The following is a 15,324-nucleotide window of genomic DNA, read 5'->3' as shown; positions in this document are numbered from 1 at the left end:
GGCTAAAAGGCGATTGCGGCCGTTTCGCGGTCCATGCGCCATTTATGAACGTCCAATGCTATTATTCAAGGGCAGCCTTGCATTACCAACAAGGCAAATGGCCTTGCTGTGCAAGAATCCGTCATCGGCTTGAAACTTTCTTGCGTATTCCGCTGCTTTATATAGAAGCTCGCCGCGGAGAATTAAAGAAAGGCCACGGTGTGGGTCGCACGGAACTCGACGTCATCGACATAAAGATCCTCCGGGAGCTGCAGGCCGACGGCCGCATGACCAATGTCGAACTCGCCGACCGGGTCGGCATCTCAGCGCCGCCCTGTCTGCGCCGGGTGCGGAAGCTCGAGGAGGCCGGCATCATCGAAGGCTATCACGCCATGTTGAACAGCCCGAAGCTTGGCTTCGATCTGGTCGCCTTCTGCATGGTCGGCCTCAAGCACCAGTCGGAAGGCAATCTCAAGGCGTTTGCCGCCGCCACCGCCGAATGGCCGCTGGTGCGCCAGGCCTGGATGGTTTCGGGCGACAGCGATTTCCTGCTGCATTGCGTGGCGGAAAACCTCACCCATTTCCAGGATTTCGTCATCGAGGTGCTGACGGCGAACGAACATGTCGATACCGTGCGCACCATGCTGACGATCCGGCAGGTGAAGAAGCTGGGACTGGTCGAAGTCTGAAACAGCCTATTTGCGCGAGGCATAGCCGCCCCGGTTGATGCCGTGGCGTTGCAGCTTGTCGTAAAAGGTCTTTCTCGGAATGCCGAGTGTTTCGATGGTGCGGCGCACGTCGCCGTCATTGGCCGAAAGCGCGTCGCGGATGATCTCTGCCTCGTAGCGTTCCAGCCGCTCGGGCAGCGTGCCTCCGGTCGGCTGCTGGGGAAGGGACGGCGCTCCGCCGCCTTCGACGCCAAGCACCACGCGTTCGGCATAATGGGAGAGTTCGCGGACATTGCCAGGCCAGGAATGCGAGGCAAGATGGCGGCGAACCGCCTCTGAAAGCTGCGGCACATCGCGGCGGAAGCGCTCGGCGGCGCGAGCGGCGAAATGGGAAAACAGCAGCGGAATATCGTCGCGGCGCTCCCTCAGCGGCGGAATGGAAATCGTCACGACATTCAGTCGGTAATAGAGATCCTCGCGAAAATCGCCGCGCACCTCGGGATCGCCAAGGTCGATCTTGGCGGCCGCGACGACGCGCAAGTCGACCGGGCGCACCTCGTTGGTGCCGAGCGGGGTGATTTCGCGCATCTCCAACACCCGCAGCATCTTGACCTGCGTGGCGACAGGCATGCTCTCGATCTCGTCGAGGAAAAGCGTGCCGCCGCTTGCATGTTCGATGCGGCCGGTGCGGCGCTTCTGGGCGCCGGTAAAGGCGCCGGCTTCGTGGCCGAACAGCTCGCTTTCGATGACGGTTTCGGGCAGCGCCCCGCAGTTCAGCGCCACGAAATTGCCGTTTCGGCGATGGCTCCACTGATGCAGGATCTGGGCCACCACTTCCTTGCCGCTGCCGGTTTCGCCGGCGACCAGCACGTCGACATCGGTATCGGCGATGTGGCGAAGGATCTTCCTGAGATTGTCCATGACCGGCGTCTGGCCGATCAGCGGCAAGCTCTCCTGCGCATCGTCGGCAGCCTTGCGCAGCATGCGGTTTTCCAGAACGAGCCGACGTTTTTCGCTGGCGCGGCGCACGCTCTGGACGAGCCGGTCGGCCGGGAAGGGCTTGGCGATGAAATCATAGGCGCCGTCCTGGATGGCCTGGACGGCCATCGGAATATCGCCGTGGCCGGTCATCAATATCACCGGCAAGTCGGGATCCATACCCTTGAGCGTCGCGAACAGTTGCAGCCCGTCGATCTCGGGCATGCGGATATCGGTGACGACCGGGCCGGCAAAATCGGCCGGCAGCTCGTCCAGCGCCGCTTTGGCGCCGTCATAGGCGGAAACGGAGAAGCCGGCGAGTTCCAGCGTCTGGGCGGTGGCGCGGCGCAGATCTCTGTCATCGTCGATCAAAGCAACGGGTATGCCCATGTCCATGATCTCAAGCCTTTCTCAGATGAACGATGAAGCGGCTTCCCTCGCCATCGCTCTCAACTTCCATCCGGCCGCCGTAATCGCCGACGATATCCTTGGAAATGACAAGGCCGAGGCCGAGACCTTTTTCCTTCGAGGTGTTGAACGGCGTGAACAGGCCCTTGCGGATTTCGGGCGAAATGCCGGGGCCATTGTCGGCAACCGTCAGCGTCACCGTCTCCGCATCGGCCGATGTCCTGACCTCTACGCGCCCCGCTCCGGCTTTTGGCGCCACGGCTTCCAGCGCATTCTGCAGCAGGTTGATGAGCACCTGCTCAAGACGGATCCTGCTGCCCATGACCTGCAGCTCGGCGGGCGGCAGCTCGATGTCGAGCGTGTCCATGCGGCCGGCAAAGCGGCTGCGCAGCAGCATCACCGCCCCCTCGATGACGTCCTTCAAGCCCGTCGGTTCGGCGCTGCCGCGGCCCTTGCGGGCGAAGGTCTTCAGCTCCTCGGTGATCGAGCCTATGCGCTCCGTCAGGGCGGCGATATTTTGAAGATTTTCACCGGCCGGCGCCGTCTGGCCGCGGTCGAGGAAAGTGCGGGCATTGTCCGCATAGGCGCGGATGGTGGCCACCGGTTGGTTGATCTCATGGGCGACACCGGCGGCAACCTGGCCGAGGATTGCCAGCCGGTTGGCCTGCACCAGATCCTGCTGCACCGCCTGCAGCTTCTGCTCGGTGCTGCGGTGACCGGCGATCTCGGCCTGCAGCCGATCCCGCGCCTGGCTGAGATCCAGCGTCCGCTCGGCCACGCGCTGTTCCAGTTCTTCGCGCGCCTGCTGCTCCCTGAAAATCCTCAGCGTGATCGTCTGGCGGCGGCGCAAGAGGAAGGCTGCGCCCGCCAGGAGCGGCAAAAGCAAGAGCAGCGCCAGCATGCGCGTTTCGCGGACCGCTGCATCGACGGACGGCCCCAATGCAACAAGATGCTGCAGATGCCAGCCGGTCGCAGGGATCGGCATCCCGACATTGAGAAAGCTTGTCTTGCCGGCGCCGCCGGGCGTGACGATCTCGACGACAGCAAGCCCATCGCCAAGGTGCCTGATGATATCGAGCGGCAGCGGCTGAAGCGGCGCGTCACCGAATTGAAGGCTCTCGCGGATCGCGGTCAACCGATCCTCCGCGATACGGCCGATCGTCATGAACCGCCAGGAAGGAATGCTGGTGATGAGGACGATGCCACGATCGTCGATGACGTAGGAGGGGGCGCCCGAGGCATTCCAATCAGCCTCGACATCGTCGAATTCCACCTTGACGACGACGACGCCCAGCAGACCGTCGCTGCCTGATATCCGCTCGGAGATATAAAGACCGGGTTTCTTGCTGACGGTGCCGAGCGCGAAATGCTCGGCCTGCCCTTGAGCGACGGCGCCCTGAAAATACTCGCGGAAGCGATAGTCGTTGCCGACGAAGCTCGTCGGTTCGCGCCAGTTGCTGGCCGAAACCGCGATACCATCCTTGTCGATGACATAGATAACGGCAGCCTTCGTACCGGCTGCCAGTGTCTCAAGCTTCCGGCTCAGCTGTTCGAAGGTACCAGCGTCGCGTCCCGCCAGGGCGGCGGCGAGCGCGGTATCTTGGGACAACACGAAGGGCAGTGCCCGGTATTTTTCGAGGACGGTGCGCAGCAGCGCCACGTTCATCCTCGCATCGGTGCGGGCCTGTTCCTCCAAGGCCGCTTCCGCCCGGCGCCGGCCGACCTCGCCACTCGCCAAGAGACTTCCGGCGACGGCCGAAAGGGCAAGCACCGCATAGGCCCACCACATTCGGCGAATGCGGTGGTGCAGAGGCAGGGAGGGCCAAAGCCTTTGCGAGACTGACAAGGACATGGCGGATTTGTGCATTTTTCCGCACGGGACGCAAATGGATTTGTGTGAGTTTCCGCATTGCCTGGATAAGTCGCGGGCTCCTGAAAATTTTTTTCTGAAATAAACACAGCGGCTTAGGCGGATGGCGCGAAACTGGCACGGCGATTGCGAAGAACAGCGCAACAACGGCTGAGCTGTTGGATTGAAGCGAACGGCTCGGGAGGCCGGAGTTCGTTCCGGACGAGCCTTTAGGAGGACATCATGATCGCAGCACCACTCGATGCAGTCGCAGACAGCAAGGGCAAGAAGCCCTTCTATTCTCATCTCTATGTCCAGGTTCTCGCGGCTATCGCCGCGGGCATCCTGCTCGGCCATTTCTATCCTGAGCTCGGTACCCAGCTGAAGCCGCTCGGCGATGCCTTCATCAAGCTCGTCAAGATGGTGATTGCGCCGGTCATCTTCCTGACGGTGGCGACCGGTATTGCCGGCATGAGTGATCTGAAGAAGGTCGGCCGCGTCGCCGGCAAGGCGATGCTGTACTTCCTGACCTTCTCGACGCTGGCGCTCGTCATCGGCATGATCGTCGCCAACGTCGTCCAGCCCGGCGCCGGGATGAACATCGATCCGGCATCGCTCGACCCGAAGGCCGTCGCCACTTTTGCCGATAAGGCGCATGAGCAGAGCATCGTCGGATTCCTGACGAATATCATCCCGACAACGATCGTTGGCGCCTTTGCCGACGGCGATATTCTGCAGGTGCTGTTCTTCTCGGTGCTCTTCGGCATCGCGCTCGCCATGGTCGGCGAAAAGGGCGAGCAGGTCGTGACTTTCCTCAACGCCCTGACGGCACCGATCTTCAAGCTCGTCGGCATTCTGATGAAGGCCGCTCCGATCGGCGCCTTCGGCGCCATGGCCTTCACTATCGGCAAGTACGGCATCGGATCGATCGCCAATCTCGCCATGCTGATCGGCACCTTCTACATCACCTCGCTGCTGTTCGTCCTTGTCGTGCTCGGCGCGGTTGCCCGCTATAACGGCTTCTCGATCCTGGCGCTGCTGCGTTACATCAAGGAAGAGCTGCTGCTGGTGCTCGGCACCTCGTCTTCGGAGGCCGCACTTCCGGGCCTGATGAACAAGATGGAAAAGGCCGGCTGCAAGCGCTCGGTCGTCGGCCTCGTCATCCCGACCGGCTATTCCTTCAATCTCGACGGCACCAACATCTATATGACGCTGGCAGCCCTCTTCATCGCCCAGGCAACCGGCATCCAGCTCTCCTGGGGCGACCAGATCCTGCTGCTCCTGGTGGCAATGCTGAGCTCGAAGGGTGCAGCCGGCATCACTGGCGCCGGTTTCATCACCCTTGCCGCGACACTCTCCGTCGTGCCCTCCGTGCCGGTCGCCGGCATGGCGCTCATCCTCGGCATCGACCGCTTCATGTCGGAATGCCGGGCGCTGACCAACCTCGTCGGCAATGCGGTGGCGACGATCGTCGTGGCGCGCTGGGAAAATGAGCTGGACACTGGACAGCTCGCGAGAGCCCTGGGCGGCGAGAGCGAGGACACGTCGACTGCTGGTCTCCAGCCCGCCGAATAACCAGCCACTCATCAGTCTTGGATATTTGCAGCGGCCCGTCATCCGACGGGCCGTTCGCTTGTCGATAGATCTCGTTCTCTGCTCGACGTCATCCTCGGCCTTGTGCCGAGGATCTGCTGCCCTATCGACCCGAGGCAGATGCTCGGGACAAGCCCGAGCATGACGGAGGAGGGGTGGCCGTCTTTTCAGCGGGCCGTTTCTCGTGCCACTCAGCCGCGATTGCCGCCGAGAAGCCGATCGTAAATAGCGCCGATCGCGGTTGCTTCCTTCTCCAGCGCAAAATTAGCCCGGACATGGCGCAACGCATTCTCGCCATGCGCAATCGCCAGCGCCGGATCTGCAATATAGGGGGCGATCGCCTGCGTCAGCGCCTCACCGTCGCCGGCGGCGACGACTGCGCCGGTCTCGCCATTGACGATGAGTTCGGCATAGGCGCCGGCGTCCGATGCCACCACAGCCGTCCTCGAAGCCATGGCTTCGAGCGGCGTCAGGCCGAAGCCCTCGTTGCGGGATGGGGCGACATAGAGCGTCAGGCGGCGATACCAGACTTTGATATCGGGCACTTCGCCGAGGAAGAGGATGCGGTCGCTAAGGCCTGCGGCGGCGACGTCGGCCTTGAGCTTGTCGCCGAAGCCCACGTGCTCCGCCGTCACCCGGCCGGAGACGACGGCCGTCCATTCGGGGTGCTGCGGCAAGAGTTCGATCATAGCCTGAACGAAGAGATCGGTGCCCTTCTGATGGCGCACACGACCGAAACAGCCGACAAGATAGCGGCCGGGCAGGCCGGTCGCGGCAATGGCGTCCTCCTCCGTTTCCGGCGGGTGGAACAGGGACAGATCGACGCCGTGCTGGATCACCGTGTGCGGCACCTCGAGGAAGAAGCCGGAGCGATCACTGGTCGCGATCACCGCGTCCATGCGGCGGATCAGCCATTTCGTGAAGGCGGTGTGGCGGCGTTGTGCGGCCGAGGTGAACAGCAGCTTCAGCGGCATGCGCAGGAGATGGCGAAGGAGGATGCCGACGGCCATCTCATTGTTGCGCCGGGCGTGCCAGACGCGCTGGCGCCGGCGCGCCGGCCTGCGCCACAGACCAGGGAGCTGTGACCATCTCAGTTTCGGCAGGCTTTCCGGCAGACCGGGGCCGAGAGTTGCGATTCCGATGCCGAGCCGGAGCTGGCACGGAATGAGCTGGACGATGGTCGAGGTGACGCCGGAGAGCCGGCGCTTGAAATTAGGCGCGATGATCTCGACGTCACGCATATCAGGCAAGGGAGGGGTCTCGTCTGTGGCGGCCGATCAGCCCCAGGAAACCTGGAGGATTTCGTAGGCCTTCGAGCCGCCGGGCGCGTTGACCTCGATGGAATCGCCGACTTCCTTGCCGATCAGCGCACGGGCGATTGGGGAGGAGATGGAGATGCGGCCGGCTTTGACGTCGGCTTCCTGGTCTCCGACGATCTGGTAGGTCTTTTCTTCCTCGGTGTCCTCGTCGACGAGCTTCACCTTGGCGCCGAATTTGATCTTGTCGCCCGACATCTTGGTTAGATCGATGACCTCGGCGCGCGCCGTCAGGTCTTCCAGCTCGGTGATGCGGCCTTCATTGTGGCTCTGGGCTTCCTTGGCGGCGTGATATTCGGCGTTCTCAGAAAGGTCGCCATGGGCACGGGCTTCGGCGATCGCCTCGATGATTCGGGGGCGCTCCTCCTGCTGGCGCCAGCGCAGTTCTTCCTGCAGCTTGACGAAACCACCCTGTGTCATCGGTACCTTTTCAACCATTTTTCTGTCCTTCACTCCTTGTATCGGCACGTCAGGCGCAAACACAAAAGAAAACAGGTCCCGAAGGGGAGCTTCGGAACCGTGCCACAATCCTAGTTAAGTGCTTATAGCAGATCGCCAAGGCCGATTTCCAGAAAATTCGCAAAAAGGCAATGTAACCTCCGCGATATCAGGTGATGCGCCAGAAAATCGGGCAGTGGTGGGATGGAGCTGGATTGACTTCGTATATTAGAACATATAGTGAACATAGGAATGAAGAAGTCGCTTGCCGAACGCTTGGCCATCCTGTCCGATGCCGCGAAATATGACGCTTCCTGCGCCTCCAGCGGCACGGTGAAACGCGATTCGAGCACAAGCGGCGGGCTCGGTTCGACCGAGGGATCCGGCATCTGCCATGCCTATGCGCCGGATGGTCGATGCATTTCGCTCCTGAAAATCCTGCTGACGAATTTCTGCATCTACGACTGCGCCTATTGCATCAATCGCTCGTCGAGCAATGTCGAACGGGCGCGCTTTACGCCGGAGGAGGTGATCTGGCTGACGTTGGAATTCTATCGTCGCAATTATATCGAAGGTCTCTTTCTTTCGTCCGGCATCATCCGTTCGTCCGACTACACCATGGAGGAGATGGTCCGCATCGTACGCGAACTGCGGGTGACGCATGCTTTCCGCGGTTATATCCACCTGAAATCGATCCCCGAGGCATCGCCGCGGCTGATCGAGGAGGCGGGGCTTTATGCCGACCGGCTGTCGCTCAATATCGAGCTGCCGACGGACATCGGCATCAGCCGTTTCGCACCGGAAAAGAAGCCTGCCAATATCCGCCGATCGATGGCTGATCTCAGGCTGAAGATTGAGGCCGCCGGCGAGCCGACGCTGAAAAGCAAGAAACGCCAGCGTTTTGTCCCGGCTGGCCAGAGCACGCAGATGATCGTCGGCGCCGACGGCGCGAGTGACGCGACCATTCTGGCAACCAGCGGCCGGCTTTACAGCAGCTACGGCCTCAAGCGCGTCTATTATTCCGCCTTCAGTCCGATCCCGGATTCGTCGAAAAACCTGCCGCTGATCAAGCCGCCGCTGATGCGCGAACACCGGCTCTACCAGGCCGACTGGCTGTATCGGTTCTACGGCTTCGGCATCGATGAGATTACCGCCGACCAGGCAGGCGGCATGCTCGATCTGAACCTCGACCCCAAACTTGCCTGGGCGCTTGCCAATCGGGGTGAATTTCCCGTCGATATCAACAAGGCCGAGCGTGAGCGTTTGTTGCGTGTGCCCGGTCTCGGCACCAAGTCCGTCAAGGCGATCGTTTCGGCGCGCCGCTTTCGCCGCCTGCGGCTGGACGATCTCTCGCGGCTCGGCGTTTCGATCAAGAAGGTCCAGTCCTTCATTTCGGCGGAAGGCTGGTCGCCACGGCGGCTGATCGACCGGCCGGACCTTCGCGCCATGTTCGAGCCGCAGCCTGAACAATTGTCGTTGCTGTGATGCGCCGGGTCGTGCTTGCAGGACGAGGTGAGCTTGGCGAATGGCGCGATGCCGCACGTGCCTTGGCGGCGGCCGGCATTTTGCCTGAGGAGATCGACTGGCGCGAAAAAAGTGCGGAGGCGGATCTTTCGTTCCAGCGCGACGCCATGCCGCCGGCGCCGGCAGCCTCGCGCAAGCCGATGACAGTGCCGCCCGCCTTCATCGAGCTTGCCGAGACGGTGCTCTGCCATTCCGATACGGCGCGGTTTTCGCTGCTTTACCGCCTGCTGTGGCGGCTGCAACTGGACCGACAGCTGCTCGAGGTGAACTCCGATGAAGATGTCGTACGCGCCAGATCGATGGCGAAAAACGTGCATCGCGACGCGCACAAGATGACGGCCTTCGTCCGCTTCAAGGAGGTCGGCGCGGTTTCCGCAGGGCGACGAAAATTCATCGCCTGGTTCGAGCCGGACCATCATATCGTCAGGCGCACGGCGCCCTTCTTCCAGCGGCGCTTCAACGACATGGACTGGCTGATCGCAACACCCAAGGGATCAGCCGCCTGGGACGGCGAGCGTCTGACGATCAGCGACGAACCCTGCGAGAAGCCCAATCTCAGTGATGCCACCGATGAGCTCTGGCGCACCTATTACTCCAGCATCTTCAATCCGGCGCGATTGAAGGTGAAGGCGATGCAGGCGGAAATGCCGAAGAAATATTGGAAGAACCTGCCGGAGGCCGATCTCATTCCCGGCTTGATTGCGTCGGCTGAGAGCAAGGTGCGGGCCATGGCGGCGCGGGAGGCAACGCAATCGCTGCCTTTTCACGAACGGCTGCAGCAGGCTGCGCGCAATCTTCCCGCCGAGCCCGAGCTTCCGGCGGGCACGCTGGAAGCACTGCGCGCGGAGGCTGCCGTCTGCATGCGCTGTCCGCTTCACGCCAATGCAACGCAGACGGTCTTCGGGGAGGGGCCGCGCGATGCGGCGGTAATGTTCGTCGGCGAGCAGCCGGGCGATCAGGAGGATATTGCGGGGCGCCCCTTCGTCGGTCCAGCGGGCAAGCTTTTCGATCAGGTCATTGCGGAGGCGGGCATCGACCGGTCAATGCTTTACGTCACCAATGCCGTCAAGCATTTCAAATATGAGCCGCGCGGCAAGCGGCGCATCCACCAAAAGCCCACTATGGGCGAGGTGAAGCAATGCCGCTGGTGGCTCGATCTGGAATTGGCGCTCGTCAAGCCGAAGCTGATCGTTGCCATGGGGGCGACGGCGCTGGCGGCGCTGACCGATGTGACGGGACGCCTGCAGGATGTCAGGGGAAAGGCAATGGCGATCGAAGGAGGACGCACGCTCTTCGTGATAGTGCATCCGTCCTATCTGCTGCGTATCCCGGACGAGCGGCTGAAGGCGGAGGAAATGCTTCGATTTCGCCAGGATATGATGGAAATTCGAGGGCTTATGAAAGCGACTGCATAAGTCGATTCTGGTTGAACTCAGCGTCAGCGCTCAAGGAGCGCTGACGCTGTTTTGCTGAAATTGCTCTCATCTCAGGCGAAGTAGCTTTGCAGCGGCCGGACTTCGAGATTGCCGGCCTTCAGCGCCTTGATCGCCTGGGCGGCGGCCTCCGCGCCGGCCATCGTCGTGTAATAGGGCACCTTCTGCATCAGCGTCGCGCGGCGCAGCGACTTGGAGTCCGAGATCGCCTTGTTGCCGTCGGTGGTGTTGATGACGAGCTGGACCTGGCGGTTGCGGATCGCATCCTCGATATGCGGACGGCCTTCGAGCACCTTGTTGATCTTGGTGGCGGTGATGCCGTTTTCGCCGAGAAAACGGGCGGTGCCGCCGGTCGCCAGCACCTTGAAGCCCTGTTCGACCAGGATGCGGATCGCCGGCAGCACGCGCGGCTTGTCCTCGTCGCGCACCGAGACGAAGACCGTGCCGTCACGCGGCAGTTCGACGCCAGCGCCGAGCTGCGACTTGGCGAAGGCCAGCGCAAAATCCGTGTCGAGGCCGATGACTTCGCCGGTCGAGCGCATTTCGGGCCCGAGCAGCGTGTCGACGCCGGGGAAACGGGCGAATGGGAAGACGGCTTCCTTGACGGCGATGTGCGTGAGCTTGCGCGGATCGGGCTTCGTGCCGTAGGCGGCAAAGGTCGCGTCGAGTTTCTCGCCGGCCATGACGCGAGCAGCGATTTTGGCGATCGGCGCGCCGATGGTCTTGGCGACGAAGGGCACGGTGCGCGAAGCGCGCGGGTTGACTTCGAGCACGTAGACGGTGCCGTCCTTGATGGCGAACTGGACGTTCATCAGGCCGCCGACATTGAGCGCCTTGGCCATCGCCTTCGCCTGACGTTCCAGCTCGTCGAGCAGTTCGACCGGCAGCGAACGCGGCGGCAGCGAACAGGCGCTATCGCCGGAATGGATGCCGGCTTCCTCGATATGCTCCATGATGCCGGCGACATAGACGTCGGTGCCGTCCGAGAGGCAGTCGACATCGACTTCGATCGCATGGGTGAGATAGCTGTCGAAGAGCAGCGGGTTCTTGCCGAGCAGGGTGTTGATCTGGCCGGTCTTGTCGTTGGGATAACGCTGCTTGATGTCTTCAGGCACCAGTTCCGGCACCGTATCGAGCAGGTAGGTCTGCAGCTGGCCTTCCGAATGCAGGATCTGCATGGCGCGGCCGCCGAGCACGTAGGACGGGCGCACGACCAGCGGGAAGCCGATTTCTGCGGCGACGAGACGGGCCTGCTCGACCGAATAGGCGATGCCGTTGTTCGGCTGGTTGAGGTCGAGCTTCATCAGCAGCTTCTGGAAGCGGTCGCGGTCTTCGGCAAGATCGATCGCATCGGGCGCGGTGCCGAGGATCGGGATGCCGTTCTTTTCCAACGCCTCGGCAAGCTTCAGCGGCGTCTGGCCGCCGAACTGGACGATGACGCCGACGACTTCGCCCTTTTCCTGCTCGGCGCGCAGGATCTCGATCACGTCCTCGGCCGTCAGCGGCTCGAAATAGAGGCGGTCCGACGTGTCGTAATCGGTCGAGACGGTTTCCGGGTTGCAGTTGATCATGATCGCTTCGTAACCGGCATCCTTCAGCGCGAAGGCGGCATGGCAGCAGCAATAATCGAACTCGATGCCCTGACCGATGCGGTTCGGACCGCCGCCGAGGATGACGACCTTCTTGCGGTCCGAAACCTCAGCCTCCGAGCGTGCGGCGCCGACGAAGGGCGTCTCGTAGGTCGAATACATGTAGGCGGTCGGTGAAGCGAATTCGGCGGCGCAAGTGTCGATGCGCTTGAAAACAGGACGGACGTTGAGGCCGTTGCGCAGTTCGGCAACTTCCTTCGGACGCTTGCCGGTCAGCGTTGCCAGACGCGCGTCGGAGAAGCCCATCGCCTTCAGCATGCGCAGGTTGGCAGCATCGCCGGGCAGGCCGTGCTCGCGGATGCGGGCCTCCATGTCGACGATGTTCTTGAGCTCGGCGATGAACCACGGGTCGATCTTGCAGCCCTCGTGCACCTCTTCGATGCTGAGACCCTGGCGCAGCGCCTGGGCGACCATGCGCAGGCGATCGGGCGTCGGCGTGCCGATGGCGGCGCGGATGGCGTTCTGACTGGATTCTCCTTCCTCGAAATCGGGAATTTCGATTTCGTCCAGGCCGGTCAGGCCGGTTTCGAGGCCGCGCAGCGCCTTCTGCAGCGACTCGGCGAAGGTGCGGCCGATCGCCATGACTTCACCGACCGACTTCATCGCGGTCGTCAGCACCGGCGAGGCGCCGGGGAATTTCTCGAAGGCGAAACGGGGGATCTTGGTGACGACATAGTCGATCGACGGCTCGAACGAAGCGGGCGTGGCGCCGCCGGTGATGTCGTTTTCCAGTTCGTCGAGCGTATAGCCGATCGCGAGCTTGGCTGCGACCTTGGCGATCGGGAAGCCGGTGGCCTTGGACGCCAGTGCCGAGGAGCGCGACACGCGCGGGTTCATTTCGATAACGACGAGGCGGCCGTCTTTCGGATTGACGGCGAACTGGACGTTCGAGCCGCCGGTCTCGACGCCGATCTCGCGCAGCACCGCGATCGAGGCGTTGCGCATGATCTGGTATTCCTTGTCCGTCAGCGTCAGCGCCGGGGCGACGGTGATCGAATCGCCGGTATGGACGCCCATCGGATCGATGTTCTCGATCGAGCAGATGATGATGCAGTTGTCAGCTTTGTCGCGGACGACCTCCATTTCATATTCTTTCCAGCCGAGAACCGATTCTTCGATCAGCACTTCGGTGGTCGGCGAAGCATCGAGGCCGCCACCGACGATCTCGAAGAATTCCGAGCGGTTGTAGGCAATGCCGCCGCCGGTGCCGCCGAGCGTGAAGGAGGGGCGGATGATGGCGGGCAGGCCGACATGATCGAGTGCCTGGGCGGCGATCGCCATGGCGTGGTTCAAATAACGCTGCTTGCGGTCGCTCTCGCCGAGATTCCACTGGTTTTCCAGCTCGTCCAATGCCTTGTCGAGGTCGGAACCGGAAAGGCTTTCGCGCAGCTTGCTGCGCTCGGCCTCGTGCGTCTTGCGGTCGAGATCCTTGATGTCGGTGGCGTTCGCCAGCATCGAGCGCGGCGTTTCCAGGCCGATGCGGGCCATGGCCTCGCGGAACAGCGCGCGGTCTTCAGCCATGTCGATGGCGGCCGGCTTGGCGCCGATCATCTCGACATTGTAGCGGTCGAGCACGCCCATGCGCTTCAGCGACAGCGCCGTATTCAAAGCCGTCTGGCCGCCCATGGTCGGCAGCAGCGCGTCCGGGCGTTCCTTGGCGATGATCTTCGCGACGACTTCGGGGGTGATCGGCTCGACATAGGTGGCGTCTGCCAGTCCCGGATCGGTCATGATCGTCGCCGGGTTGGAATTGACGAGAATGACGCGGTAGCCTTCCTCCTTCAGCGCCTTGCAGGCCTGGGTGCCGGAATAGTCGAATTCGCAAGCTTGGCCAATGACGATCGGTCCCGCGCCGATGATGAGGATCGATTTGATGTCTTGGCGCTTCGGCATGGCGATATCCATTGTCTGGCTGCGCAGAAAACCGGCCAGGGTGGGAGATCACCGGGTCGGTTGCGCATGCTGGGTCTTTTCAGGCTAGAAGCGGCTTATAGGCAAATGTATTTGCAAACGGAACCCCATAAATCGCGGAATCGACAGGAATCCGAACCATCGCGAATGGCTATTTTCGTCCGGGGATGACGAGCGCCCGGATTTCGCCGCCGCGCGCCGGATTGATGATCGCGTCCGGGGCTTCTGAAAGTCCGATCCTTCGGGAGATCAACGGCTCGACCTTGATCCTGCCGGTGGCGATCAAATCGGCGGCGCGGCCATGGGTAAAAGGGTTGACGAAGGAGGCTATCAGCCGGACTTCGCGAAACAGCAGGTCGAAGGGCTCGACTTCTATCCTTGCCCCCTGCGGCATGACGCCGAGAATGACGGCGCTGCCGCCGCGGCGGGCAAGCCGGGGCGCCTGCTGCATGGTTTCAGTGACGCCGGCGCATTCGAAGACGACGTCGGCGCCGCCGGGCAGCGGTCCGTCTGCGGCAGTGATGTGGGCAATGACATCGCCGTCACCGGGATCAGCCGTCGCGGTGGCGCCGAGGCTTTCGGCCAAGCGGCGTTTTTCGCGGCTCCGCGTCACCAGCACGAGGCGCGTCGCGCCGGCAAGCCTGGCCAGCTGGAGGGTGAGCAGGCCGATCACGCCGCCGCCGAGCACGATGACTGAAGCGCCGGCATGCAATCCTGCGAGGTCGACGCCGTGAATGCAGCAGGCGAGGGGCTCGCAGAAGGCGCCGTGGAGCGGGTCAAGATCGGCCGGCAGTGCGAAGGCCTGGCTTTGCGGCATGCAGACATAATCGGCAAAGCCGCCGTCGCGGTGAATGCCGATCGCCTGCAGGTTCCGGCAGAGATTGACCCGGCCGCGGCGGCATTCCTCGCAGCCGCCGCAGGAAATGTTCGGATCGCCGGTCACGCGCATGCCGGGCCGGAAATCGGTCACGCCCGGTCCGACCGTCTCGACGATACCTGCGAATTCATGGCCGAGCGTCACCGGCGGCTTCGACCGAAATTCGCCGTGGAAGATATGGCGGTCGGTGCCGCAGATGCCGCAGGCTTCGACGCGGACCAGCAATTCGCCGGGGCCGGGTGCTGGCTTTTCGACTTCGCAAAGCCGTAACTGTCCTGTCGCTTGCAGGCGCACCGCCTTCATCATCATCTCCTCCCGCATTCTCCGCACGTATCAGGAAGAGCGAAAGCAGGAGCCGCGTCAAGCGGTTGACGCATCTTCTTTGCGTGACGGGGTGCAGGGCATAGCTGCGGCCGACCTGGAAGACGCCTTCCGACTGCGCTTGCTCCGTCAGGGAACAATATCCTGTCGTTCAAGTTTGCGGTCGAGAACTCGGAGGCTGTGATGGTAGATCCAAAAGACAAGGAACCGGCGGAAGGCTCGCGGGAGACCGTGGATAAGGAGCTGGCACGTCAGGGGAAGGGCAAGTCGCACGGCAGTGCCGGCAAAGGCGGCGGACAAAAGGGACCGGCGCAACCGACTCCAAGAAAAAAATGAGCCGTTTAGTCGCCCGTTTCGCATGCGGGTGAAGCCGCTGGAAT

Annotated in this window: 11 protein-coding genes; 5 read left to right on the top strand and 6 right to left on the bottom strand. The window is 62.5% G+C overall.

The genetic code is table 11. The features are described 5' to 3' along the window. Positions 1–200 precede the first annotated feature (200 nt). The gene (locus RHE_RS15210; RefSeq protein WP_020921868.1) at positions 201–668 is read left to right on the top strand and encodes an Lrp/AsnC family transcriptional regulator; all 468 of its coding nucleotides are present in this window, start codon (positions 201–203) and stop codon (positions 666–668) included. A 6-nt stretch (positions 669–674) separates the two neighbouring features. Here the strand turns inward: RHE_RS15210 and RHE_RS15205 are convergent, their stop codons facing one another. Then, positions 675–2,021: a sigma-54-dependent transcriptional regulator gene (locus RHE_RS15205; protein ID WP_011426216.1), complete on the bottom strand. Its 1,347-nt coding sequence runs from the start codon at positions 2,019–2,021 to the stop codon at positions 675–677. A gap of 4 nt (positions 2,022–2,025) precedes the next feature. After that, entirely contained in the window at positions 2,026–3,900 is a 1,875-nt protein-coding gene (locus RHE_RS15200) for an ATP-binding protein (RefSeq protein ID WP_042118805.1), read from the bottom strand. A 225-nt stretch (positions 3,901–4,125) separates the two neighbouring features. On the opposite strand from RHE_RS15200, the gene RHE_RS15195 reads away from it, so the two are divergent. Beyond that, positions 4,126–5,457: a dicarboxylate/amino acid:cation symporter gene (locus tag RHE_RS15195; protein WP_011426214.1), complete on the top strand. Its 1,332-nt coding sequence runs from the start codon at positions 4,126–4,128 to the stop codon at positions 5,455–5,457. 209 nt (positions 5,458–5,666) lie between these two features. On the opposite strand, the gene RHE_RS15190 is transcribed toward RHE_RS15195, so the two are convergent. Then, complete coding sequence (locus RHE_RS15190) at positions 5,667–6,725, bottom strand: glycosyltransferase family 4 protein (RefSeq protein WP_041678711.1); 1,059 nt, start codon at positions 6,723–6,725, stop codon at positions 5,667–5,669. A gap of 27 nt (positions 6,726–6,752) precedes the next feature. Beyond that, positions 6,753–7,229, bottom strand: a complete 477-nt coding sequence (gene greA / locus RHE_RS15185) for a transcription elongation factor GreA (protein WP_011426212.1) — start codon at positions 7,227–7,229, stop codon at positions 6,753–6,755. Between the two features lie 252 nt (positions 7,230–7,481). Here greA and RHE_RS15180 point away from each other — a divergent pair, with 252 nt between their 5' ends. Beyond that, the gene (locus tag RHE_RS15180) at positions 7,482–8,714 is read left to right on the top strand and encodes a putative DNA modification/repair radical SAM protein (RefSeq protein WP_011426211.1); all 1,233 of its coding nucleotides are present in this window, start codon (positions 7,482–7,484) and stop codon (positions 8,712–8,714) included. Then, positions 8,714–10,168 carry a UdgX family uracil-DNA binding protein gene (locus tag RHE_RS15175; protein ID WP_011426210.1) on the top strand — a complete coding sequence of 485 codons (1,455 nt, stop codon included), beginning with the start codon at positions 8,714–8,716 and terminating at the stop codon, positions 10,166–10,168. Before RHE_RS15180 ends, RHE_RS15175 begins: the two co-directional genes overlap by 1 nt. A 71-nt stretch (positions 10,169–10,239) precedes the next feature. Here RHE_RS15175 and carB read toward each other — a convergent pair whose 3' ends face one another. Next, positions 10,240–13,728, bottom strand: a complete 3,489-nt coding sequence (gene carB, locus RHE_RS15170) for a carbamoyl-phosphate synthase large subunit (protein ID WP_011426209.1) — start codon at positions 13,726–13,728, stop codon at positions 10,240–10,242. 169 nt (positions 13,729–13,897) lie between these two features. Then, positions 13,898–14,926, bottom strand: a complete 1,029-nt coding sequence (locus RHE_RS15165) for a zinc-dependent alcohol dehydrogenase family protein (protein WP_011426208.1) — start codon at positions 14,924–14,926, stop codon at positions 13,898–13,900. A gap of 201 nt (positions 14,927–15,127) precedes the next feature. On the opposite strand from RHE_RS15165, the gene RHE_RS33640 reads away from it, so the two are divergent. Then, positions 15,128–15,280, top strand: a complete 153-nt coding sequence (locus RHE_RS33640; RefSeq protein WP_166486916.1) for a hypothetical protein — start codon at positions 15,128–15,130, stop codon at positions 15,278–15,280. Positions 15,281–15,324: the final 44 nt, after the last annotated feature.

This window comes from Rhizobium etli CFN 42 (genome assembly GCF_000092045.1).
GTDB lineage: Bacteria > Pseudomonadota > Alphaproteobacteria > Rhizobiales > Rhizobiaceae > Rhizobium > Rhizobium etli.
This window is presented reverse-complemented; position numbering and strand designations above follow the sequence as displayed.

What these genes read in the sequence shown, in the direction of transcription:
- RHE_RS15205 (WP_011426216.1), bottom strand. Translation starts at nt 2,021, where the DNA reads ATGGACATGGGCATACCCGTTGCTTTGATCGACGATGACAGAGATCTG.
- RHE_RS15200 (WP_042118805.1), bottom strand. Translation starts at nt 3,900, where the DNA reads ATGCACAAATCCGCCATGTCCTTGTCAGTCTCGCAAAGGCTTTGGCCC.
- RHE_RS15195 (WP_011426214.1), top strand. Translation starts at nt 4,126, where the DNA reads ATGATCGCAGCACCACTCGATGCAGTCGCAGACAGCAAGGGCAAGAAG.
- greA (WP_011426212.1), bottom strand. Translation starts at nt 7,229, where the DNA reads ATGGTTGAAAAGGTACCGATGACACAGGGTGGTTTCGTCAAGCTGCAG.
- RHE_RS15180 (WP_011426211.1), top strand. Translation starts at nt 7,482, where the DNA reads ATGAAGAAGTCGCTTGCCGAACGCTTGGCCATCCTGTCCGATGCCGCG.
- RHE_RS15175 (WP_011426210.1), top strand. Translation starts at nt 8,714, where the DNA reads ATGCGCCGGGTCGTGCTTGCAGGACGAGGTGAGCTTGGCGAATGGCGC.
- carB (WP_011426209.1), bottom strand. Translation starts at nt 13,728, where the DNA reads ATGCCGAAGCGCCAAGACATCAAATCGATCCTCATCATCGGCGCGGGA.
- RHE_RS15165 (WP_011426208.1), bottom strand. Translation starts at nt 14,926, where the DNA reads ATGAAGGCGGTGCGCCTGCAAGCGACAGGACAGTTACGGCTTTGCGAA.
- RHE_RS33640 (WP_166486916.1), top strand. Translation starts at nt 15,128, where the DNA reads ATGGTAGATCCAAAAGACAAGGAACCGGCGGAAGGCTCGCGGGAGACC.